We start from the raw sequence: 2,585 nt of genomic DNA, 5'->3' as shown, positions 1-2,585 counted from the left end.
CTTCCGCAACCGCACCAACCAGCGACTCCGGTCACGCTGTGCGACTACACGGCGGAGCCGACGAGAGCCGCACCCCCACTAACTTCGAAGACCCGAAATAGGCGGCTCCGCCGGTCGGTCCGGCCAGGATCCCGCACCGTCGGACCAGAGTCAGCATTCCGTCGATGGCCTCCGAGGACGTAACCTTCTCGATGGTGTCGTATGTGAGGGGATCGAAGATCCCGACTTCCTGCACCTCGTCGATGTTCCTGATCCCCGGAATGAAATCCGACTTGTCCGCGACGAGCCCGACCACGCCGACCTTCGGATTCCGATCCCGTAACGCGCGCGCCACGCCCGTGGAGGAGCCGGCGGTGCCGACACCGGAGATGAACCAGTCAGGGGCCCGGCCGTCGAGGTCCGCCACGATCTCCGGTCCGGTGCCCGTCTCATGGGCCTCAGGGTTGCGTGCGTTGTAGTACTGATCGGTGTGGAGATAGGTGCTGTCCGGGTCGCTGAGACTGCGGTGGAAAAGGGTGAGGGGATCCTCCGAGTTCGTGGGATCGAGGCACTCGGACTGCCCGGGAAGTTCCTCGATCTCGGCTCCTAGGAGGAGGAGCATCTCTTTGATCTCCGGAATCTTCATCCGGTTGGTGACGCTCTTGAACCCGATCCCGTGCATCCCGGCTATTGCGGCAAGGGCCTTTGCCGTGTTTCCGCTGGACAACTCGACGATACGGTTGCCGTGTTCGATTGCCGAGGGCAGCCCCGGCTGGACCATTTTCCAGGCTGCCCGGTCCTTCAGCGATCCGAAGGGATTGCAGAACTCGAGCTTCGCGTAGAGGTCGATGTTCTGCAGACCGTGGACGTGAGGGTCGATACGGACCAAAGGCGTGTCGCCGACTGTTTCGATGATGCTGTCATACCTCATGCGCGTCCTCTGCGGAGTGTATGGGCCAGTACTGATCGTCGAGGCGCCACTGCCAGCCGCCGGGTCCCTGGTAAGCCGCCACCTTGCGGGCGAGTGGGCGCTGCTGGGCGTGCTGGGCGTTGAAATCCATGCAGTATCCGGCTGTGTTGGCGAACGCCAGAAGGTCACCCGGGGCCGGCAGGCGCGGCAGGAGGACCAGCCTGCGTGTGATGAGATCGGACTCGAGGCACAGGTTCCCGTGCAGGTGGACCCCGAAGGACTCCGTGGCGTTCTCCGTGGCAGGCCACGGCTTGCCCCGGTGGAGCACGATCGGATCCATGAGGATGCCGTGCTCCTCGAGGGCGCAGTCATCGGCATTCATCGCCAGGCGTATCGAGTGTGTGCCGTCCGGCTCGCGCCGTGCCTCCAGTACACGTGCCAGGGTCAGCCCGCACTGGTCGAGCAGAGCACGGCCGGGCTCTACGCACAGGTCATAGAGGTTCTCCAGGAGCAGCGTCGCCAGCGGGCGGCCGAGCGTCGGGGCGGGACTGCGCAGGAGTTCGTCCAGGTAGTCGGCCCCGGCGACCGGGCGATAAGAAGGGTAGAGCTCCAGGCTTCCGCGGAGAGTGCCCCCTTCGCTGCTCAGCCCGTACGAGTGGTTGCGCCACGCCAGAGGCTCGCGCCTGCCCATCGCCGCCAGAGTCAGCTGACTGGTGTAGTGCTCCCACTGGGCCCCGTCGGCCAGGTAGTTGACGCCGAAACCGCCACCGATGTCGATCACCCTCGGACGCATCCCCCGGGCCCGGCACTCGTCCATGGCCCGTACGCAGCCCTCCAGGGCCAGGGCCTTCTCGTCGAGACTGATGGTGTCGAGGTGATAGGAGACACCAATGACCTCGACGGCCTCGTGGTGCCGCTCGCAGACATCCAAGAGGCCGGCCAACTCCGCTGCTGGCAGGCCGAATCGGCTGCGACGGCTGAGGACCTTGACCGCGGTGCCCGAGAACTCCGACAGTCTGAGCAGCACCCGCACCCGAGGCAGCCCGTGGCGGCGCACCAGCGCGGCGAGTAACTCCAGCTCGGCTTGTCCCTCGATGTGGACCGTGACGCCGGTAAGTGCGGCGAGCCAGAGGAACTCCGGTTCCTTAGGGCCTGTCGCACCGATGCGGTCAGGAGTGAAACCGCAGGCCAGTGCGTGCTGCAGTTCGCCGAGTGAGGCCACGTCCATGGCCGCGCCCGTGGCCGCCAGCCGGCGTACCAGGGCGCTCGACCGGTTGGCCTTGTGGGCGAAGGAGACATCACCCTCCAGATGGTGGCTCCGGTACACGGACCGGAATCCTGCGACGTTCTCGGCGATCCGGTCCGGAACCACCACATTGAGGGGCGATCCCAGCCCGTCGACGAGGTCGTGCAGGAAGCGTGAGGAGGCCAGTAAGGGCGTGAGGGGTGGTTCGATCCTCGGATCCAGGAACAAGGGGACAGCCAACAGCGGCACTCGCCTCTCAGCGGGATGATTGTCGTATTCATAATGTCCAGGCCGAACTGCCTCTATGCCTGCTCCACACGTGAACGTGAACAGCGGCAGGCGCTGGTGCGGACTCCGCGACCCCCGCCGGGCGAAAGCGCCAATAAGGACAATGCCACAGGGGGCGGATAAGCAAGGCGTCGGGGTGGCAAGAGACCCGTTGTAGTAAAA

At 65.3% G+C, this 2,585-nt stretch carries 1 protein-coding gene and 1 pseudogene; both read right to left on the bottom strand.

Annotated features, from left to right (window positions below):
* Positions 1 to 88: 88 nt before the first annotated feature.
* Positions 89 to 910: pseudogene (locus ACFU5K_RS31570) on the bottom strand (PLP-dependent cysteine synthase family protein); the annotation flags it as partial.
* Positions 900 to 2,375: a Y4yA family PLP-dependent enzyme gene (locus tag ACFU5K_RS31565; protein ID WP_384068090.1), complete on the bottom strand. Its 1,476-nt coding sequence runs from the start codon at positions 2,373 to 2,375 to the stop codon at positions 900 to 902. The pseudogene ACFU5K_RS31570 and the gene ACFU5K_RS31565, both read right to left, overlap by 11 nt.
* Positions 2,376 to 2,585 lie beyond the last annotated feature (210 nt).

The sequence above is a fragment of the Streptomyces sp. NPDC057428 genome (assembly GCF_042803195.1).
In the GTDB taxonomy this organism is placed as follows: Bacteria; Actinomycetota; Actinomycetes; order Streptomycetales; family Streptomycetaceae; genus Streptomyces.
The sequence above is the reverse complement of the archived record's forward strand: the minus strand, read 5'-3'. Positions and strand labels throughout refer to the sequence as shown.